The sequence below is a fragment of the Sphingobacterium chungjuense genome, assembly GCF_011316935.1.
GTDB classification, from domain to species: domain Bacteria; phylum Bacteroidota; class Bacteroidia; order Sphingobacteriales; family Sphingobacteriaceae; genus Sphingobacterium; species Sphingobacterium chungjuense.
In genome coordinates this window covers 140,671-165,077 of the sequence record NZ_WLYS01000001.1, presented here as the reverse complement: position 1 = coordinate 165,077, position 24,407 = coordinate 140,671, and the positions used below count along the sequence as shown (strand labels likewise).

The 24,407-nt window shown below is 40.6% G+C and carries 23 protein-coding genes and 1 tRNA gene; 20 read left to right on the top strand and 4 right to left on the bottom strand.

The window, feature by feature from the left end; translation table 11 throughout:
- The first annotated feature begins 45 nt into the window (after nucleotides 1-45).
- Nucleotides 46-1,182 (top strand): sugar phosphate isomerase/epimerase family protein, encoded by a 1,137-nt coding sequence (locus GKO22_RS00705; RefSeq protein ID WP_206367766.1) that lies wholly within the window; start codon nucleotides 46-48, stop codon nucleotides 1,180-1,182.
- Here GKO22_RS00705 and GKO22_RS00700 read toward each other — a convergent pair whose 3' ends face one another.
- Complete coding sequence (locus tag GKO22_RS00700) at nucleotides 1,183-1,821, bottom strand: response regulator transcription factor (RefSeq protein WP_166332226.1); 639 nt, start codon at nucleotides 1,819-1,821, stop codon at nucleotides 1,183-1,185.
- Between the two features lie 202 nt (nucleotides 1,822-2,023).
- Between GKO22_RS00700 and mscL the strand changes: the two genes are divergently transcribed.
- The 5 genes from mscL (at nucleotide 2,024) to tsaB (ending at nucleotide 4,165) form a co-directional block, all read left to right on the top strand.
- Nucleotides 2,024-2,434, top strand: coding sequence for a large-conductance mechanosensitive channel protein MscL (mscL, locus tag GKO22_RS00695; protein WP_166332225.1), 411 nt, complete (start codon nucleotides 2,024-2,026; stop codon nucleotides 2,432-2,434).
- 150 nt (nucleotides 2,435-2,584) lie between these two features.
- Nucleotides 2,585-2,743, top strand: coding sequence for a 50S ribosomal protein L34 (rpmH, locus tag GKO22_RS00690; protein ID WP_082784996.1), 159 nt, complete (start codon nucleotides 2,585-2,587; stop codon nucleotides 2,741-2,743).
- A gap of 65 nt (nucleotides 2,744-2,808) precedes the next feature.
- Entirely contained in the window at nucleotides 2,809-3,213 is a 405-nt protein-coding gene (locus tag GKO22_RS00685; protein WP_240920079.1) for a ribonuclease P protein component, read from the top strand.
- Nucleotides 3,176-3,430, top strand: a complete 255-nt coding sequence (gene yidD / locus GKO22_RS00680; RefSeq protein ID WP_166332223.1) for a membrane protein insertion efficiency factor YidD — start codon at nucleotides 3,176-3,178, stop codon at nucleotides 3,428-3,430. Before GKO22_RS00685 ends, yidD begins: the two co-directional genes overlap by 38 nt.
- A 27-nt stretch (nucleotides 3,431-3,457) precedes the next feature.
- Nucleotides 3,458-4,165, top strand: a complete 708-nt coding sequence (gene tsaB, locus GKO22_RS00675) for a tRNA (adenosine(37)-N6)-threonylcarbamoyltransferase complex dimerization subunit type 1 TsaB (protein ID WP_166332222.1) — start codon at nucleotides 3,458-3,460, stop codon at nucleotides 4,163-4,165.
- A gap of 26 nt (nucleotides 4,166-4,191) precedes the next feature.
- Here the strand turns inward: tsaB and GKO22_RS00670 are convergent, their stop codons facing one another.
- The gene (locus tag GKO22_RS00670; RefSeq protein WP_166332221.1) at nucleotides 4,192-5,097 is read right to left on the bottom strand and encodes a CorA family divalent cation transporter; all 906 of its coding nucleotides are present in this window, start codon (nucleotides 5,095-5,097) and stop codon (nucleotides 4,192-4,194) included.
- 108 nt (nucleotides 5,098-5,205) lie between these two features.
- Nucleotides 5,206-5,817, bottom strand: coding sequence for an OmpH family outer membrane protein (locus GKO22_RS00665; protein ID WP_166332220.1), 612 nt, complete (start codon nucleotides 5,815-5,817; stop codon nucleotides 5,206-5,208).
- 175 nt (nucleotides 5,818-5,992) lie between these two features.
- Here GKO22_RS00665 and gyrB point away from each other — a divergent pair, with 175 nt between their 5' ends.
- Nucleotides 5,993-7,951: a DNA topoisomerase (ATP-hydrolyzing) subunit B gene (gene gyrB, locus GKO22_RS00660; RefSeq protein WP_166332219.1), complete on the top strand. Its 1,959-nt coding sequence runs from the start codon at nucleotides 5,993-5,995 to the stop codon at nucleotides 7,949-7,951.
- A gap of 117 nt (nucleotides 7,952-8,068) precedes the next feature.
- Nucleotides 8,069-9,157 (top strand): Gfo/Idh/MocA family protein, encoded by a 1,089-nt coding sequence (locus tag GKO22_RS00655; protein ID WP_166332218.1) that lies wholly within the window; start codon nucleotides 8,069-8,071, stop codon nucleotides 9,155-9,157.
- 113 nt (nucleotides 9,158-9,270) lie between these two features.
- Here the strand turns inward: GKO22_RS00655 and rplS are convergent, their stop codons facing one another.
- The gene (rplS, locus tag GKO22_RS00650) at nucleotides 9,271-9,618 is read right to left on the bottom strand and encodes a 50S ribosomal protein L19 (RefSeq protein ID WP_116776114.1); all 348 of its coding nucleotides are present in this window, start codon (nucleotides 9,616-9,618) and stop codon (nucleotides 9,271-9,273) included.
- Between the two features lie 278 nt (nucleotides 9,619-9,896).
- Between rplS and GKO22_RS00645 the strand changes: the two genes are divergently transcribed.
- The 12 genes from GKO22_RS00645 to GKO22_RS00590 all read left to right on the top strand — a co-directional run bounded on the left by GKO22_RS00645 (nucleotide 9,897) and on the right by GKO22_RS00590 (nucleotide 24,396).
- Nucleotides 9,897-9,970 (top strand) — tRNA-Pro (locus GKO22_RS00645).
- Between the two features lie 1,282 nt (nucleotides 9,971-11,252).
- Nucleotides 11,253-11,465 (top strand): hypothetical protein, encoded by a 213-nt coding sequence (locus GKO22_RS00640; RefSeq protein ID WP_166332217.1) that lies wholly within the window; start codon nucleotides 11,253-11,255, stop codon nucleotides 11,463-11,465.
- A complete protein-coding gene (locus GKO22_RS00635; protein ID WP_166332216.1) occupies nucleotides 11,458-13,263 on the top strand; it encodes a fibrobacter succinogenes major paralogous domain-containing protein in 1,806 nt (601 codons plus the stop codon). The genes GKO22_RS00640 and GKO22_RS00635 overlap by 8 nt, the downstream gene beginning before the upstream one ends.
- A gap of 607 nt (nucleotides 13,264-13,870) precedes the next feature.
- Nucleotides 13,871-14,893: a hypothetical protein gene (locus GKO22_RS00630; RefSeq protein WP_166332215.1), complete on the top strand. Its 1,023-nt coding sequence runs from the start codon at nucleotides 13,871-13,873 to the stop codon at nucleotides 14,891-14,893.
- A gap of 4 nt (nucleotides 14,894-14,897) precedes the next feature.
- Nucleotides 14,898-15,758: a hypothetical protein gene (locus tag GKO22_RS00625; protein ID WP_166332214.1), complete on the top strand. Its 861-nt coding sequence runs from the start codon at nucleotides 14,898-14,900 to the stop codon at nucleotides 15,756-15,758.
- 81 nt (nucleotides 15,759-15,839) lie between these two features.
- Entirely contained in the window at nucleotides 15,840-15,992 is a 153-nt protein-coding gene (locus GKO22_RS00620) for a hypothetical protein (RefSeq protein ID WP_206367765.1), read from the top strand.
- Between the two features lie 35 nt (nucleotides 15,993-16,027).
- Entirely contained in the window at nucleotides 16,028-16,573 is a 546-nt protein-coding gene (locus GKO22_RS00615; RefSeq protein ID WP_166332213.1) for a hypothetical protein, read from the top strand.
- Between the two features lie 64 nt (nucleotides 16,574-16,637).
- Entirely contained in the window at nucleotides 16,638-17,381 is a 744-nt protein-coding gene (locus GKO22_RS00610) for a hypothetical protein (RefSeq protein ID WP_166332212.1), read from the top strand.
- A gap of 127 nt (nucleotides 17,382-17,508) precedes the next feature.
- On the top strand, nucleotides 17,509-18,636 hold the full coding sequence (locus GKO22_RS00605; RefSeq protein WP_166332211.1) for a hypothetical protein: 1,128 nt from the start codon (nucleotides 17,509-17,511) through the stop codon (nucleotides 18,634-18,636).
- Nucleotides 18,637-18,936: 300 nt separating this feature from the next.
- Entirely contained in the window at nucleotides 18,937-19,593 is a 657-nt protein-coding gene (locus GKO22_RS00600; RefSeq protein ID WP_166332210.1) for a DNA alkylation repair protein, read from the top strand.
- A gap of 50 nt (nucleotides 19,594-19,643) precedes the next feature.
- Entirely contained in the window at nucleotides 19,644-21,164 is a 1,521-nt protein-coding gene (locus GKO22_RS00595; RefSeq protein WP_166332209.1) for an ArnT family glycosyltransferase, read from the top strand.
- Nucleotides 21,165-21,600: 436 nt separating this feature from the next.
- Nucleotides 21,601-24,396, top strand: coding sequence for a TonB-dependent receptor (locus GKO22_RS00590; RefSeq protein WP_166332208.1), 2,796 nt, complete (start codon nucleotides 21,601-21,603; stop codon nucleotides 24,394-24,396).
- Nucleotides 24,397-24,407 lie beyond the last annotated feature (11 nt).

Sequence of the window (24,407 nt, the reverse complement as noted above, 5' to 3'; positions counted from 1 at the left end):
TAGTGCTGGATAGAATAAAATTTTCAAGATTAGTAATAACTACATATGAAGCAAGAAAATGCGATTTGGCTGATGAGTTCAGCGTATGATAAATTAAACCAACAACAGCTGGTAGAGAAGGCCGTGACCCTGGGCGTGCAAGGCATTGATCTCTGTGTATTCCGTACCGATAGTGATCGCGCAGACCACACGGCAACGCATTTGGCATACGAATCCTTTGACTCCGATGATGCCGCGAAGCTAATCGAGCTATTTAATAAAAACGAATTACGTATGTCGCTCGGAGCTTTTGATAATATGATTGGGGGCGATGAAAGCGAACGCGTGAAGAACCAGAATCACTTACTACGCTTGATTCGTATTGCCCATCTGCTTGGCGGTGATGCGAATGATGTCATCGTAGGTACTTTTGTAGGATACAACCATGAGTTGGGCAATATGGAAGATGGATTTCAGCGAAACTTAGACGAATACAAACGCATATTTGCGCCGATCGTACGCTATGCAGAAGATTTGGGCGTTACGATTGCGTACGAGAATTGCCCGATGGAAGGTTGGCGCTCCGCGAGATATACCACGACCTACAATAACTTGCCCGGTGTGTTGGCTGCTCGCCAATTGATGTATGCGATGGTAGATAGCAAAGCGCATGGTGAGATTTATGATCCTTCGCATGATATCTGGCAAAATACTGATCCAGTGGCCGTTATGCAGCAAACCGATATTTCGCGTTTGAAGCGCATACATGTTAAGACTACCAGAAACTTACAAAATTCGGCACGCATTCAGTGGGGTGGGATGTACCCGATGCAGCAGGTAGATGCGTCTTTAGCAGAAAAAGCAGGCGTGTCGATTCCGAAGAATGATTGGGATCGCCATCACTATGAAGCCATGTTGCCGGGATTTGGTGGTACGGATCATATGGATTGGAATGCATTCACGGCGACTTTGCGTGAGCGCGGCTATAGTGGAGCGTTTGAAATCGAAAACGAAGCCAAAAATTCGAAAGATACGGGCGTGCCAGCAGCTATCGATCAAGGGATCAAATCTTGTGTGAATTATCTATCTCCGTTATTGTGGCCGCTGAGTGAAGCAGGTTATGTACGCCCAAATCATCAGCCGTTAGTGCAGGTAACTACGCAACGGCACGTGCCGGTAGTACAAATGAAAGACTTATTATAGTTATTCCTCGTTTAATTTAAAGAGTTCAATAAGCTCTGGTATATTGTTCACGTTCAGCTTTTCGAAAACTCTACTTTTGTAGGTAGATACGGTCGAAGAGCTGAGCTGTAATATATTCGAGACTTCAAGTATACCCATTCCGTCAATCAAGTGCTTGGCCACATCCATCTCCCGATTAGAGAGTTTGAGTAAAGGGTTGATCTTCTCTACTTCATTTTTATTCGAGATGAGCTTTTGAATATAGAGATCCCGGACGGCATCAGACATATATTTTCCAAGCTCCTGTACACTTTGGATAGCCACTTTTAACTCTTCCATCGCGGTGTTTTTATTTAAATAGCCACAAGCTCCTTCTTGGATATAACGTAGCGCATAAAGATGCTCGTCGTACGACGAAAACACTAATATTTTGAGCGCAGGCTGTATTTGGAGAATTTCTTTAATGACTCGAATATTATTCCCACCAGGCATGTTGATATCCAATAGAAGGAGGTCAAAACTTTGATCGGTCAGTTTCTGATAAACTTCGTCGTAAGTTTCAGCCTGTACAATGACAGCATTTTTGATCAATCCTGAAATAATGACAGAGGCACCTAGCCTCACAATACTGTGGTCGTCTGCAATTAAAATATTCTTCATTCAGCGTCTAATACAAGGAAGCGGTTAAATCACTGCAATTTAGTGAAATCTTTACAAGTTGCTGTGGCTATTTTGAAAATACTCGACATAAGGATAAAAAATATGATAGTCCGATGTTTTTCGTCCAAAGCGCTTTGTAATATCGAAATAATGTACAACTTTGTAGTAATAAAATATATTTACAATCTAAATCATTCTACTCATGGGGATTTTAAAAGAATTTAAGGAATTCGCCTTACGTGGCAACGTGATCGACTTAGCAGTCGGTGTGGTCATCGGCGGTGCTTTCGGCAAGATTGTGACTTCACTAGTCGATGATATCATTATGCCACCAATAGGTTTTCTGACCGGCGGAGTTGATTTTTCGCAATTGAAATATATTATTCGCGAAGCGAATGAAGCTGAAGGCGTGGCACAGGTTGCGGTTACTTACGGTAATTTCGTCAATGTGGTCATTCAGTTCACAATCATCGCGTTCTGTATCTTTATGGTCATTAAGGGTATCAATTCTCTGAAAAAGAAAGAGGAGATCAAAGAAGACAATGCCTTGCCAGTGCCTACGAAAGAAGAAACGCTTCTTACGGAGATCCGTGATATCTTAAAAAATAAATAGCATGTGTCCTCGAAAAGGGATAAACTTGCTATCGCAGGAAAAAAGTATAGGATTAATTTGTATTATTTCGATTTAAGCTTTACTTTTGCATTCCTGTTTTAGAGGAACATAGAGTTTTAAATCGAAATAATTAAGCATATATAAAGCGTCATGAAAAGAACATTTCAGCCATCGCAGCGGAAAAGAAGAAACAAACATGGTTTCAAAGAGCGTATGAGTACAGCCAATGGCAAAAGAGTATTGGCATCTCGTAGAGCTAAAGGAAGAAAACGCCTTACTGTATCTGACGAGTACCGTCACAAAGGATAAGGGCTCTTCTGTAGCCGGTTTGTGTCCGTGCTCGGTGATCTAACAGATAGATTGTTCGGATGCAAATGAATACTTTTAAAAAAGAAGAACGATTGTGTAGCGTCAGACTTATTCAAAGTCTGTTTCACAGTGGTTCTTCTTTTGTTGTATATCCTTTTCGGGTAGTATATCGTTTTGAAAAGCGAGATATCGGTACGGCACAAGTGCTTATCTCTGTGTCCAAGCGGCGTTTCAAACTCGCAGTTACGCGAAATAGTATCAAGCGACGCTTGCGCGAAGCGTACCGACTGGAAAAAGGAGAAAAGCTACTTCCTTTTTTGGACGAACGTAAACAGTATCTCGCATTTGCTATCCAGTATATTGGTAAGCAAGAAGAGGCTAGCTTGCCTACGTTGCGCGAAAAGATGATCACGGTATTTAAAAAACTCCAACATGAGAGCGATCGCATGGATAAGCACCTATCTGATTAAGATTCCGTTGCAGTTTATCTTCATCGGCATCATTCGCTTTTACCAAATTTTCATTTCTCCATTTCTAGGTGCCAATTGTAGGTACACACCAACCTGTTCACAATATGGCAAAGAAGCCATCTTGAAGTACGGGCCTTTTAAAGGCGGATGGTTAGCGGCCAAAAGAATTGGACGCTGTCATCCTTGGGGAGGTCATGGTCCAGATCCGGTGCCATAATCTGTTTTTAGATAAATTAATTCCAGTATGTCAGATCAACATTATCTCCTTTGTATAGAAACTGCTACATCGACTTGTTCCGTGGCGCTAAGTAATGGACAAGAGCTGTTGGGGATGCGAGAATCACGCGAGCCCAATATGCATGCTGCTGCTGTGACCGTTTTTATTCAGGAATTAGTGGCTGATTGTGGTATCACCTTCGATTCGCTCTCTGCTATTGCCGTGAGCAAAGGCCCAGGATCCTATACCGGTTTGCGGATCGGAGTTTCCGTGGCGAAAGGATTGTGTTATGCCTTAGATATCCCGTTGATATCGGTCAATTCTTTACTTGCCATGGCGCAAGGTTATCTCTCAGATAATGATGATTTGGCGAAGAAAACAGTGCTTTGCCCCATGATTGATGCGCGACGCATGGAAGTTTATGTAGCCACGTTTGATACGCACCTGAAAGAGTTAGAAGCCACTAAAGCCTTGATTGTTGATGCCGAATCTTTCGATCAATGGACAAATAAGAATCAGCAAGTTGTGTTATTCGGTACGGGAGCAGATAAGCTGCAGCAGTTATTTGAAGGGAATAATAAGATCGAAGTGGTGCTTGGCTTCCAAAATTCTGCTGCCCATATGATCCCTTTGGCTTGGCAGAAATTCAAAGCCCAAAACTTTGAAGATGTGGCTTATTTCGAGCCTTTTTACCTGAAGGATTTTGTGGCGACCACGCCCAAAAAGATGTTTTAATACTGCGCTACGTAGCGAGACAGCTGCTACAGCCAGCGTTTCTTTTTGAACCAAATGTAGATCGCTAACGATAGCAGCAGCATAAAAAGCAACACCGCCGGATAACCATATTTCCATTCCAACTCCGGCATATCCACAAAGTTCATCCCATACACACCGACCACGAAAGTAAGCGGCATGAAGAATACCGAGATAATCGTGAGCGTGCGCATAATTTCATTGGTATGATTCGACTCAATGTTGAAATACATCGATAGCAACTGCGACGTGTTTTCTGCGATGTTGCGATACAAAGTATCGGTTCGTTTATAGAGATCATGCAGGTTGCGATGGTAGGTGCTTACGCGCTCCGGAATATGAAAATATTCCACCAAATCCTGATACAAGGTCAGTATGATCCGGATTAGATCAATCTGCCGCTTGAGATAATAAAGCTTCTTCATGAATGGTTTGCGCCGACTGTGCAAGAACACAAACTCCTCGTATTGATCGATTTTTTCGGAGAAAGTATGGATCACTTCATGTTCAAATGTCTTCAAGGCTTGCGATACCAATAAGTTGACCACGTGTTTTGTGCCCTTAAGTTTTGCGTTGTCTGCCGGCGTTTGTTTGATCTTGTCGAGCCACTCGATCTGTGCGCGATGCACGGTGATGATAAATTTGTCGCCATAGAAAATCGAGATTCTTTCGGTAAGTTCTATCAGCACATCGGAGTGTTCTGGGTATTTTGCTGCGATCGAGCGGAGGATCAGGAATTGATAATCGGGATAGACTTCGATCTTGGGTAGATGGCCGACCTCCAAGCAGTTTCTGATCGTAGATTCGTGCAAGTTGTACCGCGTAGCCAATTCGTCGAAATCGCCTTCACTGGGATGAGTGATGTCGTACCAATCAAATCCATTCACTTCACTAGATAAAACATGTTGTATCATCGGGCAAACGTTTTATGGAAGGTACGTAGTTCTTGGCAGGTATACAACAACAAAAAAACCGGCAAGGGATTGGCCTGCCGGTTCTACTATCGCGAAGGATTAATTCGCTTATTTCTTATCAGCGTTTTTCTTTTTGTAATCCGCGTTTAGTCCATCAACCACTTGTTTGGTAATGTCCAATTTCGAATCTGCATACAATACACTTGGGTTTTTCTGTGAATAGGTCAATACCAAAGTGTATCCATGCTCAGAAGCGTGTTTTTTCAAGTATTCGGTAATAGCCGTGTACACATTTCCAAACTCAGTTGCCTCATCTTGTGCTAATGAAGAAGAAGCATTCTGATCTAATCGACCTAGTTCATCTTGCTTACGTGCTAGGCGTTCTTCTGTCGCTTGACGCTCAGAAGCACTCATGGTATTCATCTTTTGTTGGTAATCGGCAACCTCACGTTGGAATGCCTGTCCTTTCGATTGCAAATCAGTTTGTGCTTTCTTTACCTTTGATTCTAGCTTTGTTCTGATCTCTTTGTAGTATTCGTATTTCTCGGCCAATGTGTCGGAGTTTACGTATACAATTTTCTCGGTGGTAGCGCTGGGTGAGCTAGCTAGTGCTGTAGAGTCATTCGTAGAAGTAGTGGCCTTTTTATCTCCATTTTGGTTACAAGAGGCAAGTAATGCGGCAGCGACAACAGTCGTAGCCAATTTTGTCCATGTGTTCATGCTAAGTTCAATTTTCAAATCAACAAGCAAACCTAACATAAAAAATGATAAATCACTAATCCATCTCCTACTTTACGCGCGAAATCATCCCTGTGAGTCCTATTTTTGCCTTGCCAATATGGGTGATTTTTCGTATTTTTGATAGATAATTTCAAGAAGTCTTTAAGTATATTTCATGAGCGAAGAAAATAAAAATGTGTCTACGTATTCCGCGGACAATATCCAGGTGCTGGAAGGGTTGGAAGCAGTTCGTAAGCGTCCATCCATGTATATTGGTGATACCGGAGTAAAAGGTTTGCACCACTTGGTTTATGAGGTCGTGGATAACTCTATCGATGAGGCGGTAGCTGGATATTGTACTGATATTTTAGTTACCATTCATGAAAACAATTCCATATCTGTACGCGACAACGGTCGGGGTATCCCAACCGGTATAAATAAAAAAGAAAACCGATCGGCTTTAGAGTTGGTAATGACTGTATTGCACGCCGGCGGTAAATTTGATAAAGATACCTACAAAGTTTCCGGTGGTTTGCACGGTGTGGGTGTTTCCTGTGTGAACGCGTTGTCCACCGACTTACGTGCAGAAGTGCACCGCGAAGGCAAAGTCTTTGTCCAAGAATATAAGCAAGGTAAACCTCAGTACGAGGTGAAGGAAATTGGCGAAAGTGATCGTACGGGTACGACCGTTACGTTTCAACCAGATGCTGAAATCTTTACGATGACTACGGTGTATAATTATGATACGTTGGCCAATCGCTTGCGCGAATTATCATTTTTGAATAAAGGTATCACCTTGACCTTGGTTGATGAACGCGAAACTGTCGAAGATGGTGCGTTCCGTCAGGATGTATTTCTCTCTGAAGGTGGCTTGAGTGAGTTCGTAAAATACTTGGATGGTACACGCCAACCATTGATCCCAGAACCGATTCACGTAGAAGGAATCAAACAAGGTATTCCGGTGGAGTTGGCTTTGCAGTACAACGATACCTTCTCCGAGAATGTACATTCTTATGTAAATAATATTAATACCGTAGAAGGCGGTTCGCACGTGGCGGGATTCCGTCGTGGACTGACGCGGACATTAAAAAAATATGCCGACGAATCTGGCTTGTTGAAGAATTTGAAGGTAGAGATTACTGGAGACGACTTCCGCGAAGGTTTATCAGCCGTAATCTCGGTAAAGGTGGCTGAGCCTCAATTTGAGGGACAGACCAAAACTAAGTTAGGAAATAACGAGGTAATGGGTGCGGTGGATATGGCCGTTGGCGAAATCTTGAACACCTATTTAGAAGAGAATCCAAAAGAAGCAAGAACGATTGTACAAAAAGTCGTGATTGCAGCGCAAGCGCGTGCAGCAGCACGTAAAGCGCGTGAATTGGTACAGCGTAAAACCGTGATGAGCGGTTCTGGTTTGCCAGGTAAGTTGGCGGATTGTTCAAGCAGCGACCCTGCGCTGTGTGAGATCTTCTTTGTTGAGGGTGATTCGGCGGGTGGTACAGCCAAGCAGGGGCGTGATCGTAAGTTCCAAGCCATCATGCCATTACGTGGTAAGATCTTGAACGTCGAGAAAGCGATGGAGCATAAGATCTACGAAAACGAAGAGATCAAAAATATGTTTACCGCTTTGGGTGTCAGCATCGGTACAGAGGATGATCCAAAAGCGTTGAACACCGCGAAATTGCGTTACCACAAGATTATCATCATGACGGATGCGGACGTCGATGGTAGCCACATTGCTACCTTGATCCTGACGTTCTATTTCCGTTATATGCGTGAGTTGGTAGAACAAGGTTATATTTACATCGCTACGCCACCATTGTACTTAGTGAAAAAAGGTAAAGAAGGTGAATATGCGTGGAATGAAGAGCAACGTATTGCTGCCATCCAACGTTTGAAAGGTGCAGGTCGTGAAGATAGCGTACATGTACAGCGCTACAAAGGTCTTGGTGAGATGAATGCGGAACAGCTTTGGGAAACTACTATGAATCCAGAGTTAAGAACATTACGCCAAGTAACGATTGAGAACGCAGCAGAATGTGATCGTGTATTCTCTATGCTTATGGGTGATGAAGTAGCACCTCGCCGTGAATTTATTGAGAAGAATGCGCGCTACGCGCGAATAGATATCTAAGCAATCTTGCTTTAGGAAACTATCTGAGCTACTTTGTTAGACAGCCTGGCAGGGCTAGAACTAGCAAAGTAGCTTTTTTTATGTCCAATTGGTCGAATTTTTGAATAAACATATACTATGAAATCTAAATTGAGAGTGTTAGTGGTAGGGTGTGGCAACATGGGAGCTTCCCATGCACATGCTTATCACCACATGGACGACTTTGAGATTGTCGGGTTAGTATCCAAAGGTCAAAGTAAAGAAGCATTGAATGCCAGCTTGGGAGCAGATTATCCACTGTTTGGAGATTATTATTGGGCGCTGGCTGAAACGAAGCCCGATGCCGTTTGCATCTCTACTTATCCAGACACACACGAACCCTTTGCCATTGCGGCATTTGAAGCAGGTGCACATGTGTTTTTAGAGAAGCCTATGGCAGATACCATTATTGGTGCACAACGCGTGATGGATGCTGCAATCAAAGCCGACAAGAAGCTAGTGATTGGCTATATCTTGCGTTATCATCCGTCGTGGATTCAGTTTATTGCACAAGCGCGCGGAATGGGTACACCATTGGTGATGCGGATGAATTTGAATCAGCAAAGCCAAGGTTATATGTGGGATGTGCACCGCAATTTGATGAAGACCATAAGTCCAATTGTGGATTGTGGTGTACATTACATCGATGTGATGTGTCAGATGACCGATGCTAAACCGGTGCAAGTTTCCGCTATTGGCGCACGGTTGACGGAGGATGTTTCGCCAGATAATTACAACTATGGCCAATTGCAAATCCGCTTTGATGATGGCAGCGTGGGTTGGTACGAAGCAGGTTGGGGCCCAATGATTAGCGAAACCGCCTTTTTTGTAAAAGACGTTTTTGGACCTAAAGGCAGTGTCTCTATTGTAGCTAAAGAAGCCTCTGCTACCGGCAAATCACATTCTATTGATGCGCATACCAAAACGGAATCTATTCGTGTACATCATGCGGCAATCAACTCCGAGAATAAATTTTTACGGGAAGACGAATATATTGATCTACAAGATGAGCCCGGTCATCAAGAGTTGTGTAACCGTGAGCAGCAGTACTTTTTGCGTGCCATACAAGAGAACTTGGATCTGACTAGAGAGATGCAAGACGCCTTCAATAGCTTACGCATTGCAATGGCTTGCGATGAATCGGTGAAGACAGGTGAGATCGTCCGCCTAAGTGACGAAGGAAATTAAGACCTTACATAAGTAGCATGAACAAAAGGCTGATTCCGGTAGAAATCAGCCTTTTGAATATATTCGCATAGTGTAACCATCCTGCCAGATGACAGGCAAAAGATACAATCTAATTATACACGTCTTGATTTGATACGAGCCGCTTTACCAGTAAGTCCACGTAGGTAGAACAATTTCGCTCTACGAACTTTACCGTAGCTGTTCACTACAATTTTATCAATGTTAGGCGAGTTTACAGGGAAAATACGCTCTACACCAATACTGTTAGATATCTTACGTACTGTGAATGTTGCGTTAGCACCTTCGCTGTTCAATTGAATAACTACGCCTTGGTACACCTGTACACGCTCTTTATTTCCTTCGCGGATTTTATAATGAACGCTAATGGTATCTCCGGCTTTGAAAGCGGGGATGTCATTTTTCGCTACCGCTTGTTCTTCTACAAATTTTACTAAATCCATGATTTCGAGTAATTATATTACGATTTTGTCCTGTGAAAATCGGAATGCAATATTACGGACAATTTCTCACATTTTGAAATTAATTTTGAAAATGTCTATGACTGTACGTTATTCTACAAATATGCGCTTCTGTTTACGGATCAGATGGGGCTGTTTTATTTGGGTGAAAAAATAATATGCAATAAATCAATGAATTAGTAGATTCTTTTGCGCAGGGTATTGACAAGAATGAAAATGGTTGTATCTTTGTGCCACACAAACGAAGAAAGATTCGTTTTCGGGGTGTAGCGTAGCCCGGTATCGCGCCACATTTGGGATGTGGAGGTCGTAGGTTCGAATCCTGCCACCCCGACAAAAAAGCTCTAACGAAAGTTAGGGCTTTTTTTGTGTTTCGGGGTTTGGCAGATGAGAACCTTGGTTCGATCCGCAGGAGCTTCAGGGATTGTGTTTGGGGCGAGTGGGGCTGAAGCAATCCTGCCACCCCGACAACGAAAGAGGTGAGATTTAAAATACGAGTCGCCTATTCCAAGCTTTGGTAACTCAAAATTTTCAATAATAAATTAGCAATCTTTAAATCAGTCATAAAGAATCATTTATCATAGCCAGGGCAGTTCGCGCTTTGAGCATTTGTGATAAATGTGGGAGATGACTTGATGAGCGTTTTTCTTATACATATTCGTCGACGAACTTCGGATTGAAACTCTCCGTTCAATAATTAAAGAAAAAAGAGGAAGCAACTATTAGCAGAAGCATATGTTTGCCGTATAAAAGTGTATATAAATGGTGTTGGACATAGCGGCATAAAGCAGTTGTTATTTCAATGATACCAACACCTCAAAAACATAGTGGATTTCACTGGATCTACTATGAAAATACGAGGTAGCAATAGATGATAAATCTGTATTCGTGAACAAGGTTATTATACCAACAAGGTAGAGCGGGCTTGTGCTTCAAATTCTTCTTTCTCCAAGACAATTCATTATAAGTAGACCCTAGAGAATTTTAATAATAGAGTGCAAGTCATATATGTAAGTTATTTTCTTAGAGATTAAATTGATGAGGTTTAATTTTTGTTCAGTATACCTGTAGTGAATTGAGTCAATCTTTGTTAGTTTGCTTTTAATCAAGGTATGTAAGTCGATATTAACTCTATATAAACATTATCTCTGGGTTTTTATGTTCAAATTTTCTACCTGTAGTAAATTAATAGATAATAAACTCGTCTAAGAGATTTTTAATTATTGAAGGTAGGTCTCCAATATTGGTTTTTAATGTCCTTTCTAAAAAGCTATTACTCTCGGTGACATAGAATTATTAGACATAAGTTTGAAAATTCAAGTACTATGTTATCTCCTTAAATATATTTTTTCTCACTAGCGAAAGTTAAAAAATATTGATTTATGTCGGTATAGGGTTCGTTTTTGTGATGTAGTTCAAGTTCTACATTTTGAAATTTTATCTCTTCGTAAATAGTTATTTTGTCAAATAACTATAGATGTTTGCGCTGTGAAAACTTTCGGTTCATTTAAAATAAAACAGTTAGCATTCTTTGTTAAATATAAGTCGGCAAATGATGTGTTTTTAGTCAAGTAGTCGAATGTTATAATGTTTAAAACAATTTCAATGCTACAAATATGGGTTTGATTCAAAAAAAAGGAAATATTAGTAAAGTGTGTGGTCAAAAGCCTTATTCACCGCCCGCGATTTCTTTTATGAACGTTATGATGGAGTCAGGTTTCGCTGCTGGTTCAGCACGAATTACGCCAGGGGGGTCAATGTCTGATTTTCAGCCAGAATTAGAAAGTTGGGAAAATATTGGTGGTTTAAATGGTACAATCGATGCATAGCAATAGGTCAATCGGAAGTATATCCAGATATATTGCAGTTTTAGGGCTTCCGATATGTTTAACTGCGGTATCACTTTTTCAATTTGCTTGTAAAAAGGCATCGCCAGAACTGGCTGTCAAAGGTGATGGTACGCATATCACATTTGATTGGGTAGGAGTTGACGAAACTGTTATTGATGAATCCTCAGATCTTCGTAAAGCAACGGTCAGTGACAGAGATAATAATAAACCTGCCTTGGACGTGATCACAGCGACGGATAGACTCCTAGAAGAACACAGGATTGAGTTGAACGATGGGACGGAGGCTGTTGTAAATTTTTCAGAGATTGCGAATAGTTCATTGAGTATCCAGCAGGATTCTGAGAAAAATTTAAAAAATATAGGCACATTCTCAAGAGCTGCGGCTCTTGAGAATGTGCCTTCTGGGATTGCATACCGATTAGTTCTGTTCAATAACACGAGCGGTGCCTATGTGGCTACTATAAATGCAATTTCAGGTACTTCTTTCACTTTTACCGAAGCAAATAGAAATACTACTTATCGCTGGTTTGCCTATTCACAGAACTCTACGATACCTTATTCTGGTGAATTTAATGTGGGAAATCCGCAAATTACGGTAGCTCCGACTGAAAATGGCTTATTTTATGCCTCGGGAATTTTTACCACGAGTGATGTCGTAAATGGTGATAATAAATTGAACATTACTTTTCAGAGGAAAGTCGCAGCCATTGAAATTGTTGTTGACGTTAGAGGATTGTTCAGTACCATAAATAATATAAATGCAAGAACCAATAGTGCCAGTGATCTAAAATCTGGAACGTTCAACCTCAATACCGGCCAGTATGTCGAGCATACTAATAGTACAGACAATACGGTAAGTAATGCTAGTTTTGTGCGATACAATGCTAGCTTATTAGATTCCGTAAAACGGGCTCAAATCTACACCACTGATTCTCAAAACCCAATACAAAATCTTCAGATTATACTTACTAATGTAAATATTGATTTTGATTTAGGTGGCACGAGAAACTTTAGTGACCTAGTATTTTCGACTGGCACGAACATATTACCACAATTGGGTAAACGATACCGAATTACGATTACGCTAATAGCAAGTGCTCAGAGTGTGAGCAACGTTGGCTGGGCACGAGCAAATCTTTTTTATCGTCCGGCTGATGGTGGTTACAGATTCAGACATAATAGTTCTCATCTGTATGGAACCGTAGGTGGTAATCCGGTGAGTACTTCTGCTGCTAATGGGGAATTTTTCAATTGGCGAGCAAGAACGGCCGTGTTTAATGCTGCACCAAACCAAATTGATCCGTGTAATGAAGCATATCCAAGGGGAAGATGGAAATTGCCTACGCAAGCGGAAGCCCAATTATTAGCAAATGTGACTGCAACAACAGGATTCCCCAGACGTCGTTTTGAAAGACAGTCCTCAGCTACAGAGACTATCCGCTACACTGCATATGCAATTGGGGCAGGTATTCCAAACGATCCTTACGAATTAAATTGGATAACTTTTCTGAGTTATGGTAGAAGAAATCAAGGTAACTATTTGATTTCTGAATTTAACGATGAGGATCGCGGTCCAGCATATAGTTACCATTGGACTTCGACAGCAAATGGTACAAATGCAATGGCTTTAAGGATGATGAGCAACACTGCAAATTCAGCGAGTGGTACGGTTACTTTAGTAGCACAAAACACTTCGAATGGTTTTAATGTGAGATGCGTACGTAACAACAGTTGGACTACCGCTGCTATACCAGCTCTTCCTCCTGCAGATTATTAGTTTACAATATAGGGTGTTTACTATTGAACACCCTATGCTTTAAGATTGTTCTACTAGGAACGATCTGTTTCAGGCCACACTATGTAACAGCGATCATCTAAGAACTCCGAACGAAGGACTGAGTGGGTAATGCTGATAACCAGCTCATTCAAAATATTTCTGGTAGAATATGCTTTCTTTTTAAGAATCCGTTGTTATTTCTTTCGGCACATGGGTCTGTTTATTCAAACATAGTTTCCATATCAGTGATTTTTAAAAACACCCTATAGTTTCACGTGGTTGATTTACAATTTGCTTTCTGGCAAGTGCTGCATATGTTGTTGTAGCATCAACAGCAATTCGTAAATCCAAACCGACGAATTGTAAATGCATTGCGGCGCTTCCCATCTTTTACGCCGAAAATTTTCTAACTTTTGAATGGATTCTGAGTTATACTTTCAAAAAATGGTTCAAGCAATAAAGTTTCCATTTATTGTGATCGTATAAATTTTATATCTATTTCATTTGAAAAGAGAAATAGTATGTGATCACCTACCCAATGAATAATTTTTCAAGCACTATGAAACACTATATTTTAATCTTCACACTCACGATTATAAGTTTAAGCATGTTTGCTCAACACAAACCCATCGTCCCAGAAAATAACCAAGATATTGCAGGCCAATATGGTAGTAGTGATGGTATTTTACTGTTTGAAAATGGCCGTTTTGCACTCTACGGATATGCTACGTTTGTGCCAGGAAGTTATCAGATTACAAAAGAAGGGATCGATTTTACGCCAGATGTTCCACCACTTTTTAGCGTTTACGGATTTCATAATCCGGCATTAGGTGATGAGGTGCAAATGATGTTTCAAGGTTTTGAAGAAGGCGATGCATATGTGGTATTTGATGGTGAAAAACCACGACCTGCCTTCAATCAAGATGCAAACTGTTTTGACTGGCCCTTTGTCTACCATCGAAAAAAGGCACTGCAAGACCTCACATTTAATCGTAATAAAAGCGACTATGATGATGGTTTTGGAGAATTAACCATTGACAATCAATGGGAGTTTTCTAACGACGGCTACAACGATTTTATTTTTCTGTTTAATAAGCCTAGTCGTTACTATTCGCCGTTTAAGGGAATAGTGCAAGAGACAGCAGAAAACGTAAAATTTTTGCAAGTCTCCGCCAATTTTGGAGATCGTCTTTTACCATTTACACCCAAAGAGGTAGTGAATGAATGGGATGAAATTGTACAGATGCAAAGTATGTCTGATGTTTCTATGGAAGATCAAGATATACTTTATGCCAATGAACGGTACAATATAATTGGTTTAGAATCGGAAAGTTATGTATTGGACTCGAATTCCAATCTACTTATTGATACATTAAATACCGAAGAGGGGAGTGACTATCGGGCGACGAGCTATCACGATACGCGCTTCCTTAAAAAATATGTAAACATAAAGCCTTCGCGTAAAACTACTTCTGATATTGCCACATTGCAACCTACCACTGAAAGTATTTTCTTCACAAGTTGTGAAGAAACCGAGAAATCGTATAAAAATCCACATCATCAAGTGGACAGCATTGAGAATACCTATTTAGAAACTATACCATCTATTCCTATACCTGATAAGCAATAAAAATATGATGAAACTAATGTTTATAACCTCTATCCTTTTGAGTATGTTTTCTCTCCAGAACTGCACCCCTAATGGAGGACAAGTCAAGCATGAAAATCGTCCTCGTCCCGACTGGTTACAAGAAGAATACAACGATGCGGTCATGATAGAGCCCTTTAATTCGGTTGAGCAGGATGGATTTTTCCTCATCGACCAGCCGATTGATTTTGCCGAAGGCATTACGCCGACATTTTTTCTGACGACGATGATTCCATTAGAATTGTTTAAAAATTCAGAAGCTTTTTATCCAGAATTGAAAGAGTTTGTATTGGTCGTTCCTGATTGGGATTATTATCAAAAAACTACAGGAGATGCGCACGACAATGGCATTACGTTGGAACCCATCACCTCCAATTATTATTATCGTTTTGTCCGTACCGAGGACAGTGTGAAGGTAGACGATTATTATATTCAAGGTGAAGGGCAACCCGTGCTGAACTATAAAATACCAGCTGTTTCCAAAATAGAAAATCTCATAGTTTATCGCGAAGAGCAATACGGTTCGGTCTGTTGTCCGAGGGATGAAAAGCACACGCTAGCGGAGCAAGATTCTGCCTTCATCACAAGTTATAAAACTAAGAACCATGTGAGCATAGAAGGCACCTATCGCCAGACGAATGGCAAAGAAGGCGAACATATTAATTATTACACATTGCAGGGAATTTCATCCGCAGAGCGGTTGGCATTTCTACTAGCTAAAAACAAACAATGGCAGCTAGATGGTCAAGGTGTTTTTAATCCGGATGAAAAGCGTGTGATTACGCCAAAAGTAGTTGCTCAAGTAAATGAAGGCAGGATGAAAATGCATCTTGTTGACATGGAATGATCACTGGTATGTTGTTAAATATAACGATATTAGGTCAGTAAAAACTTTCAGAGATGATCGTCGTTTCATGGTTGGTGAACAATGATCTCGGGAATAGGTGTCTATTATCCAGACGGTACAGAGACGCAGCGCGTGGGCGTCGCACCTGATATCGAAGTGAAACCAACCATCGATGGAATAAAAGCAGGAAGAGACGAATTGCTCGAAAAAGCCATTGAATTGATTAAGAATTAGAATTGCTGCCATCAACTAAAGTCATCCGAAAGATTATGCGAAAATCCGATATCTACGAAGTTGCCATTAAAATTCTTGGGCTATACTTATTATTTACTTCCATTGACTTATTGTCTACTGTCTTCGCTGCATTTGCAATAATGGCCCAAGTGAACCAAAATATTCAAGTGTCTGATGATTTTGTACAAATACCTTTCTTGGTACTGAGTATCGTCAACTTTGGGTTAGTTGTTGCATTTGCACTATTTCTAACGTTGAAAACTCAGGTTATAGTTCGGTTTGTATGTAGCCCAACGGATTATGAAGAAACGAGTTCTCTATTTGCAGATCGAAAAGTCATTTACGAAATTGCACTGGTTTTGATGGGGCTTATCTTAGTCGTCTGGACGCTGCCTGACTTTGTTATTAACCTGAGGGAGCATGTTCGTTTGGTTCAAAGTGATACGCCGACCAATCAACAAGATATGAACTTTGTGATTACTGCGGCTGTAAAGATAGCGCTTGGCTTGATCGCGGTCATTTATGCCAAGTCGATCTCGGTACTATTGCTAAAGGTGAGTAAAAATGGAGATGTGGTGTGATAGTTTTGGTTTCTGAAAAGCTTACTTTTGTCTCACCACCACGGCCATTTAATAGTTAACGATTATGATTAGATATCTTGGGACAGTTTTAATGACTTTATATCTGTCTTGTTCATTCGCGCAAACCTATAATGAATCTTACGGAGAACCAAAAGTTGTTCTGATAGAAACCGACCCTTGGCTCATGGTCATCGGGTCAGACGTTCCCACGTTTGCATTGTATGAAAATGGGCAGGTCATTTATAGAAAAGTAGTGGATGATGAATATCAGTATTTTGAAATTAAGTACGATCGGACGCAAACGCAGTCAGTGATTAGTTCCTTTGGGATTACCGATAGCTTGATGCTACAATCCGAGGTCATAGAGGCTTCTTTAGCTACCGATCAACCTTCCAATATTTTGTTGCTCAACTTTGATACCTTAGCACAATTAGAAGTATACGGAAATCTGCGTAATCTCAAAGGTGAAGCGCGAAAACGTACTCCAAAAGATTTTTTAAAAGTGTATGACAACATTTTGAAATTTGAAGATGCCGCTGCGGTCACATGGCTCCCTGATAGCATAGAAGTAATGGCGACAAATTATGATTATTCTCCCGAAGAGCCCTTGAAATGGAATGAAGCGTGGAATGATCTTAACAGTTCTTCAACTATTAAACATAGTAGTGGTTTATACAGTATTTTCCTAGATAGAAAAGACTTTGACGAAGTAGTGAAATTGATTGAGAATCTCAAAGAGAAGCAGGGCGTCGAAATTAACGGAAAGAAATATTCGCTGAACTACAGGCTTCCATTTCCAAATCTTTAAGATGCTATCGGTATCAGACAGCAAATGAGTAATTCGAGTGTTTAACAGTTCTGCACCCGCGATCCGCAAACAAAGACCGAAACTGCCGTACATCATTACAACTCAATAAGAAAAACCAAACTACTAAATGAAAAAATTACTATTCTTACTTCTTGCAACATTCTATGCAAATGCTAACTATGCCCAAAACACCGTACTCGACAGTCTAGTCCAAAAGAATGTTTTTCCTTTTGGAAGTGATTCAAACATTTCCTTTCAGGGAAAAGGATGGGATGTATTGCTAGACGAGGTAAAGCAATCTAATTCGGTTTTGTTGGGCGAAACACATTTTACCAACGAAATTCCATATTTCGCTAATGCACTTGTCCATGCGGTTGAGTTTGACAATTACTTTCAGGAAGTTGACCCTTATACTGTAGCTATCATTGAGACAAAAATCAAATCGCTATCTGCTGATCAGCTTAACGATTTTGTGAAATCGCATAGTACCAATTTCTCTTTTTTGCGCTATGAGCCCGAATTTGCCTTTTTTAAGGATTTAGTAGATCGTAATACCAAAGCTTACGGTGTCGAACAGATTAGCATTTTTGCAGATCAACTGATCATCTCAAGCTTAAAAGAAGTTTCTAAAAACAAGGAAGCAATCAACTTATATGAACAAATGCTTCATGACTCTAAACGAGCTGCCCTAAAAGAGGGTTTAGAAAAATACTACCTGCTTTCCGACGATTGTCTTCAAAAAATCGACTTGCTATTAAGTTTAAAATTGTCAGACCTAGAGCGCAAGCAAATGGAGGATCTCAAGCTCAGTAGGGAGATCTATACGAATAGAAATCATGCCTTAAGGATTCAGTTGATGAAAAACATTTTGCTAAACCAACTGCCTGATTGGACGAATAAAAAAAATCTATTCAAATTTGGTGCGGTGCATGTACCCAGCGGCGAGACCATATTAACGAAAACGGATATCTATGATATAGGCAATTTAGTGGCCAATATTGAAGATGGCAATTTCAGGAAATCTTTGCATATCATGCTGACGGGAGGTGAGGATAAAACTGTTTTTAAACCTTTTTTGGATGAGATCAAAGATGAAGAACAGTGGTACTGTTTTGATTTAAGACCGTTAAAAAAATCGATTTTACAAAATCAGCTAAAAGTAGATGACGTATACTTATCGAGAGTGATAAAAGGCTATGATTATCTTATTTATATCCCCAAATTAACTAAAAGCAAGGAGATCTCGGTTGAATAACAACGTTCATCATCGTTTGGAAATAAGGTTGGTTGGGCTGGCTAGTATCTTGATAAAAGTTTTGTAACTTAGTTAGGTACAGTTTACTATGAACAATTATATCTTGATATCCAATCATTATGACAACGCATGAAATGAAAGACTATATTTCACTGGACTGATGGATGAGTTTGATAAAGCGCTCAAATACGATCATCAAAAAGCGAAAACTATTTTGAGGCTTCTAGGAGTTGATCGACCCGCTATCCACAAAATTGTTGTATAGTTCCTATAGAAGCAGTAACCTTCACCGATGCCATTATGACAATATCAACCCAAGCACAAAATATTCTCACTCAAATTGCCGATAAGAACACCAAACTCGGTGATCTGCGCACGATCGCCAAAGAGGTAAAGAAAGATCATGTATTGGCGATGGAACTTTGGGCATCAAAACGCGTGCTTGCTCGGCAATTAGCCATTTTGATTATGGATAAGAAACAGCTCACTGAAGAGGTGGTTGATACGTTAATCCATGATATAGAGCCGCACAGGGAGAAGGAAAAACTGCACCTCATAGATTGGCTGTTTGCCAATCAACTGGCAAAAGACAAGAAGACTATTGCCATGATCGAAAGTTGGCAGCACAGCAAATCCTCCTTAAAAAGACGAACGTATTATTATTACCAAGCGCGTTTGCGTTGGATGGGGCAGACGCCGCCGCCCAATAGCGAAGAACTGCTTTCCACCATTGAAAAAAATATCGAAACGGAAGAACCAGAAGTACAATGGATGATGAATTTTACAGCTGGACAAATCGGTATATTTCAAGAGAAGTATCGCGCCAGATGTATTGCACTGGGCGAGCGCACTGGTTTGTATAAAGATGAGATGGTGGCGAAAAATTGTACACCGAGCTATTTGCCGCAGTTAATTGCAATCCAAGTCGAAAAGGAAAAAAGGAGAAAGAGGTTGTAAACGTGATCTCTAAAAATGAAACTATCCAATCTCAATAAATCATTAAAAACATGCGTAATAATCTTATTCTGATTGGATTCATCCTACTGAAATTCATTATTCAGTATACGCTGATTGGATCGGAATACGAATTGCAGCGTGATGAATTTCTACATCTTGATCAAGCGAATCACTTGGCTTGGGGATATACTTCAGTTCCGCCTGTTACTTCTTGGATTTCTTATTTGATTCAGTTGATGGGCAATTCTGTGTTTTGGATCAAATTTTTTCCAACACTTTTTGGCGCACTTACCATTTTGGTGGTGGGTCGAACTATTGAAGCATTAAAAGGTAACCTTTTAGCCCTGCTGCTGGGGACAAGTTGTATCACCTTTTCGGTTTTATTTCGGCTAAATATTCTTTATCAGCCTAACTCTTTAGATGTACTATGCTGGACGGCAAGCTATTTTTTCTTTATCAAATACCTTCAAGAAAGGCAGGCGAGATGGATGTACGCGCTGGCATTCACATTTGCCATCGGTTTTCTAAATAAGTATAACATTGTCTTTCTGCTTTTGGGTATTATACCAGCTTTGCTAGTAAGCCGGGAGTGGAAAATATTTACTGATCGCAGGTTGTATTACAGCGCGGCGATTGCTTTTATATTGATCCTTCCTAATCTCATTTGGCAGTATACGCATGAGTTTCCGGTGTTTCAGCATATGAAGGAGCTTTCTGAGACGCATCTTGTTCATGTGAATAGGTGGAATTTCGTGCGTTCACAGTTTTTATTCTTCCCAGCAACTTTTCCCATCATCTTAGTAGGGTTATACGCCTTAATGAGGTATGTTCCTTTTCGAAAATATCGCTCGCTCTTTTGGTCATTTATTTTCACGCTGATCATCTTTCTCTTTTTTAGAGCCAAGGACTATTACGCGATTGGACTTTATCCTATTTATTTCGCCTTTGGATCTGTCTATATATCATCATTACTAAGCAGTAGAGTTGGTCGCCTGATCCAAATAAGCTTGATCGTGCTTGCTGCGGTTTGCTTCTTACCTATCTATGATGTCGCTTTTCCCAACAAAAGTCCGGAGTATATTGTAAATCATCGGGATAAGTATAGCAGGTTCGGCTTATTAACTTGGGAAGATGGCAAAGAGCATCACATACCGCAAGATTTTGCAGATATGCTGGGTTGGAAAGAACTAGCAAGCAAAGTCGATAGCATTTACCGCGAAATTCCAAACGCAAGCAGTACCTTGATTCTTTGTGATAACTACGGGCAGGCAGGGGCAATCAACTACTATTCTGAACTGGGGGTTCGCGCTGTATCTTTCAATGCTGATTATCTAAACTGGTTTGATTTTTCCATGCCGCATTACAACTATATCCGAATTAAAAGTGGCTGGGAAGCTACAGAAGAGTTAGAAAAAACTGCGCCTTACTTTGAGCAATCCATCGAAGTTGGCTCCGTCACCAATGTGCATTCCAGAGAGTTCGGAACGGCGATCCTATGCTTTATCGGAGCGAATATTGATCTTAACCATCAAATCAAAAAAGAGGTGATGACGCACCAAATTGGCGAATAAGACATTGCTTTCTCACGATCTAAACTCACCTAAAGCTCATCTGGTAATAAATTACGAGATCAGGATAATACTCCAATAATATAATCCGCTTTTACTATTGTAATTTAATTAAGCTTAGAATAAATAATTGTCATTTAAATATTATTTTTGTTTAAATATTTTATAAATTAGTGGGCGATTTATTGGCTATTTAATTTATGCGATTTTAACTCTTAATCTGAGGTCGACAGATCAGATTGATGTTTCTGTACATGCATTGCTCATTTCGTGAGCAATAATGCATGGCAAACTATCTTGCCAGTTAAGAATACGTGAGCTTATCGGATGCATACTATTATCATGTTTGTATATGCTATCTGATTGCGTTGCGATAGCATATATAACATAGTAGAAAATACTTCGGTTATTATCACAACTATTAATTATACCAACCATTATGACAAAAAACAAAATTTGGCTATTGCTGTACCTTTTCATTCTACAACTAGCCATCGGCTCCACATTATATGGTCAAACATCTCTAGTCACAGGTAAAGTACGTGCTGACGGTATCGCGTTGCAGGGTGCCACGGTTACTGAGGTGGGGACTAGAAATGCTACTTTAACTGACAAGGATGGAAACTATTCATTACCCGTATCGTCTGGCACTACCGTAGAAATAAAGGTTTCTTACGTGGGCTTTAAAACGTTAACAAGGACGATTATATTGTCTGAATCTACCATCTTAGATTTTGATCTGTCTGATGAATCCCTAGATGAAGTGGTGATTATTGGTAGTCGATCGGTGCCCCGAACCAACTTAGAAACTACGGCACCTGTAGATGTGGTGGATATGAAAGGTTTGTCAAAAGATGTCGCGCAAGTCTCCGTTAATCAAATCCTTAATTATGTAGCGCCTTCGTTCAATGCGGTTAATACGTCTATCAATGATGGAACGGATCACATTGACCCGGCATCGTTACGAGGACTTGGTCCCGATCAGGTATTAGTGTTGATTAATGGCAAAAGAAGACATACATCTGCTCTAGTAAATGTGAATAATTCGGTCGGGCGTGGTTCTGTAGGCACGGACCTAAATTCAATACCAACTGCGGCAATCAAAAGGATAGAAATATTGCGCGATGGTGCGGCTGCGCAATATGGATCTGATGCGATTGCAGGTGTGATTAATATTGTATTGGACGATAGTGTTAATGAGCTCACCGTGAATATGTCAGCAGGAGGAAATGCTTCGCGGTATGCACAAGGAGGGATAGATGGTGAACAAGTGCAGTTAAACTTAAACTACGGTGTACCATTAGGTCAGAATGGTGGCTTTTTGAATGTGACGGGTTCGTATGATAGGCGAGAAGCAGTCAATAGACAAATACAATATTCAGGTACGATATTTAGCGATTACAATAATCCAACGCTCTATCCAAATCCAATTGGTATGGATATTACTGATGCAGAATTATTGAGAAGAGGATTGGATAGAACCGATTTTGTTTCACAAATAGGGGCTTCGGAATTAAGTGGCGGATCCGCTTTTTTTAATAGTGAGATACCGCTTAACGATAAGAGCGCTTGGTATGCATTCGGCGGTGTCAATTTTCGATCAGGAAAGTCGGGTGCATTCCGACGTATGCCAGCACAGCTGTCCCAAAATAATGAAACGGTATATCCGAATGGTTTTTTGCCATTTATCGAATCTAGCATCTACGATCAGTCTTTTGCTACCGGTCTTAGAACGCAGATTGATGACTGGCATGTCGACTTTTCAAATACCTACGGACAGAATAGAATCAATTTTTGGAATACAAATACGATCAATGCGACGATGTTAGAGCAATCTCCAACAGAATTTCGTTCGGGCGGTCTTTCTTTTCTGCAAAACACGACCAATTTTGATATCACCAAAAATTTCGGAACTGTATTGGAAGGACTAAATCTAGCCTTTGGATTGGAACATCGCTATGAGCGATATCAAATTCGGGCTGGTGAAGAAGCATCTTACACCGATTATGGTAAAGGTTATTTTATCACGGATGAAACGGGTGTTCGTAGATTTATTCCAGATTACATCAACGGGCCTTCTACGAGATTTGCGGCGGATGGCGCACCCTTATTTCAAGGTTCTCAAGCTTTTCCAGGATTCCGACCAGAGAATGAGGCCTTGGAGAATCGTAATTCTGTTGCGGCATATGCAGATGGAGAGTTGAACGTCAACGAAAACTGGCTGTTGACCGGTGCTTTGCGTTTTGAGCATTATTCAGATTTTGGATCCACCTTAAATTGGAAGCTGAGTACACTATATCGGTTGGGTGACATCTACAACTTTCGGGCAGCCGCGAGTACAGGATTTAGAGCGCCATCTTTACAGCAACGTTATTATAGTGCGACAAACAGCCAAGAGATTGATGGTGTTTTCTTGAATTCGGGCGCATTTCAGAATAGTAGTCGGGTAGCCGAATTATTAGGCATTCCATCGTTGCGGCAAGAATTGTCGCAATCATACAGCGCAGGATTTACAGCGAACTGGGGCGCACTGAAAGCCACGGTAGATGCTTACTACATCCGAGTCGATGATCGTGTCATCTATACTGGTATGTTTCAGGGCAATACTTCGCCAAATGCAACGGAACAAGAACGTGAAATTGCGCGCTTGTTAGGTCAGGCAAATGCTAGTGCAGCGCAGTTTTTTGCGAACGCCATTGATACAGATACGAAGGGTATTGATGTGGTGCTTACGTACAATAGAGCGGTCGGTCAAGGTCATTTGAGAGCCGATTTGGCGGGCACTTTTGTAAAAACTAATATTATCGGCGATCCGAAGACATCAGATCAATTAGCAGGTCTAGAAGATGTTTACTTTGACCGCACGAATAGGATTCTATTGGAATCTGCGATTCCTCGCGTAAAAAGCAATCTTGCTTTAAATTATACTTACAATCGTCTGAATGTTTTTTTACGGAACGTCTACTTTGGATCGGTAGATGAGGCCACCAATCTTCTTGATTTTACACAGACTTTTGGCGCAAAAGTGATCACGGATTTATCTGTAGGCTATGGCGTTACCAAAAATCTGAGATGGGCCGTCGGTGCAAATAACATCTTTGATATTTATCCCGATCAACTAAGATCCGACAGCCCTGTTAGGAACAACGATATTTTCCTTTATGCTCGGACTGCACAACAGTTCGGTTATACGGGTCGGCATATATTTACCAGATTAAGCTTGACTATGAAATAATACGGAGAAGG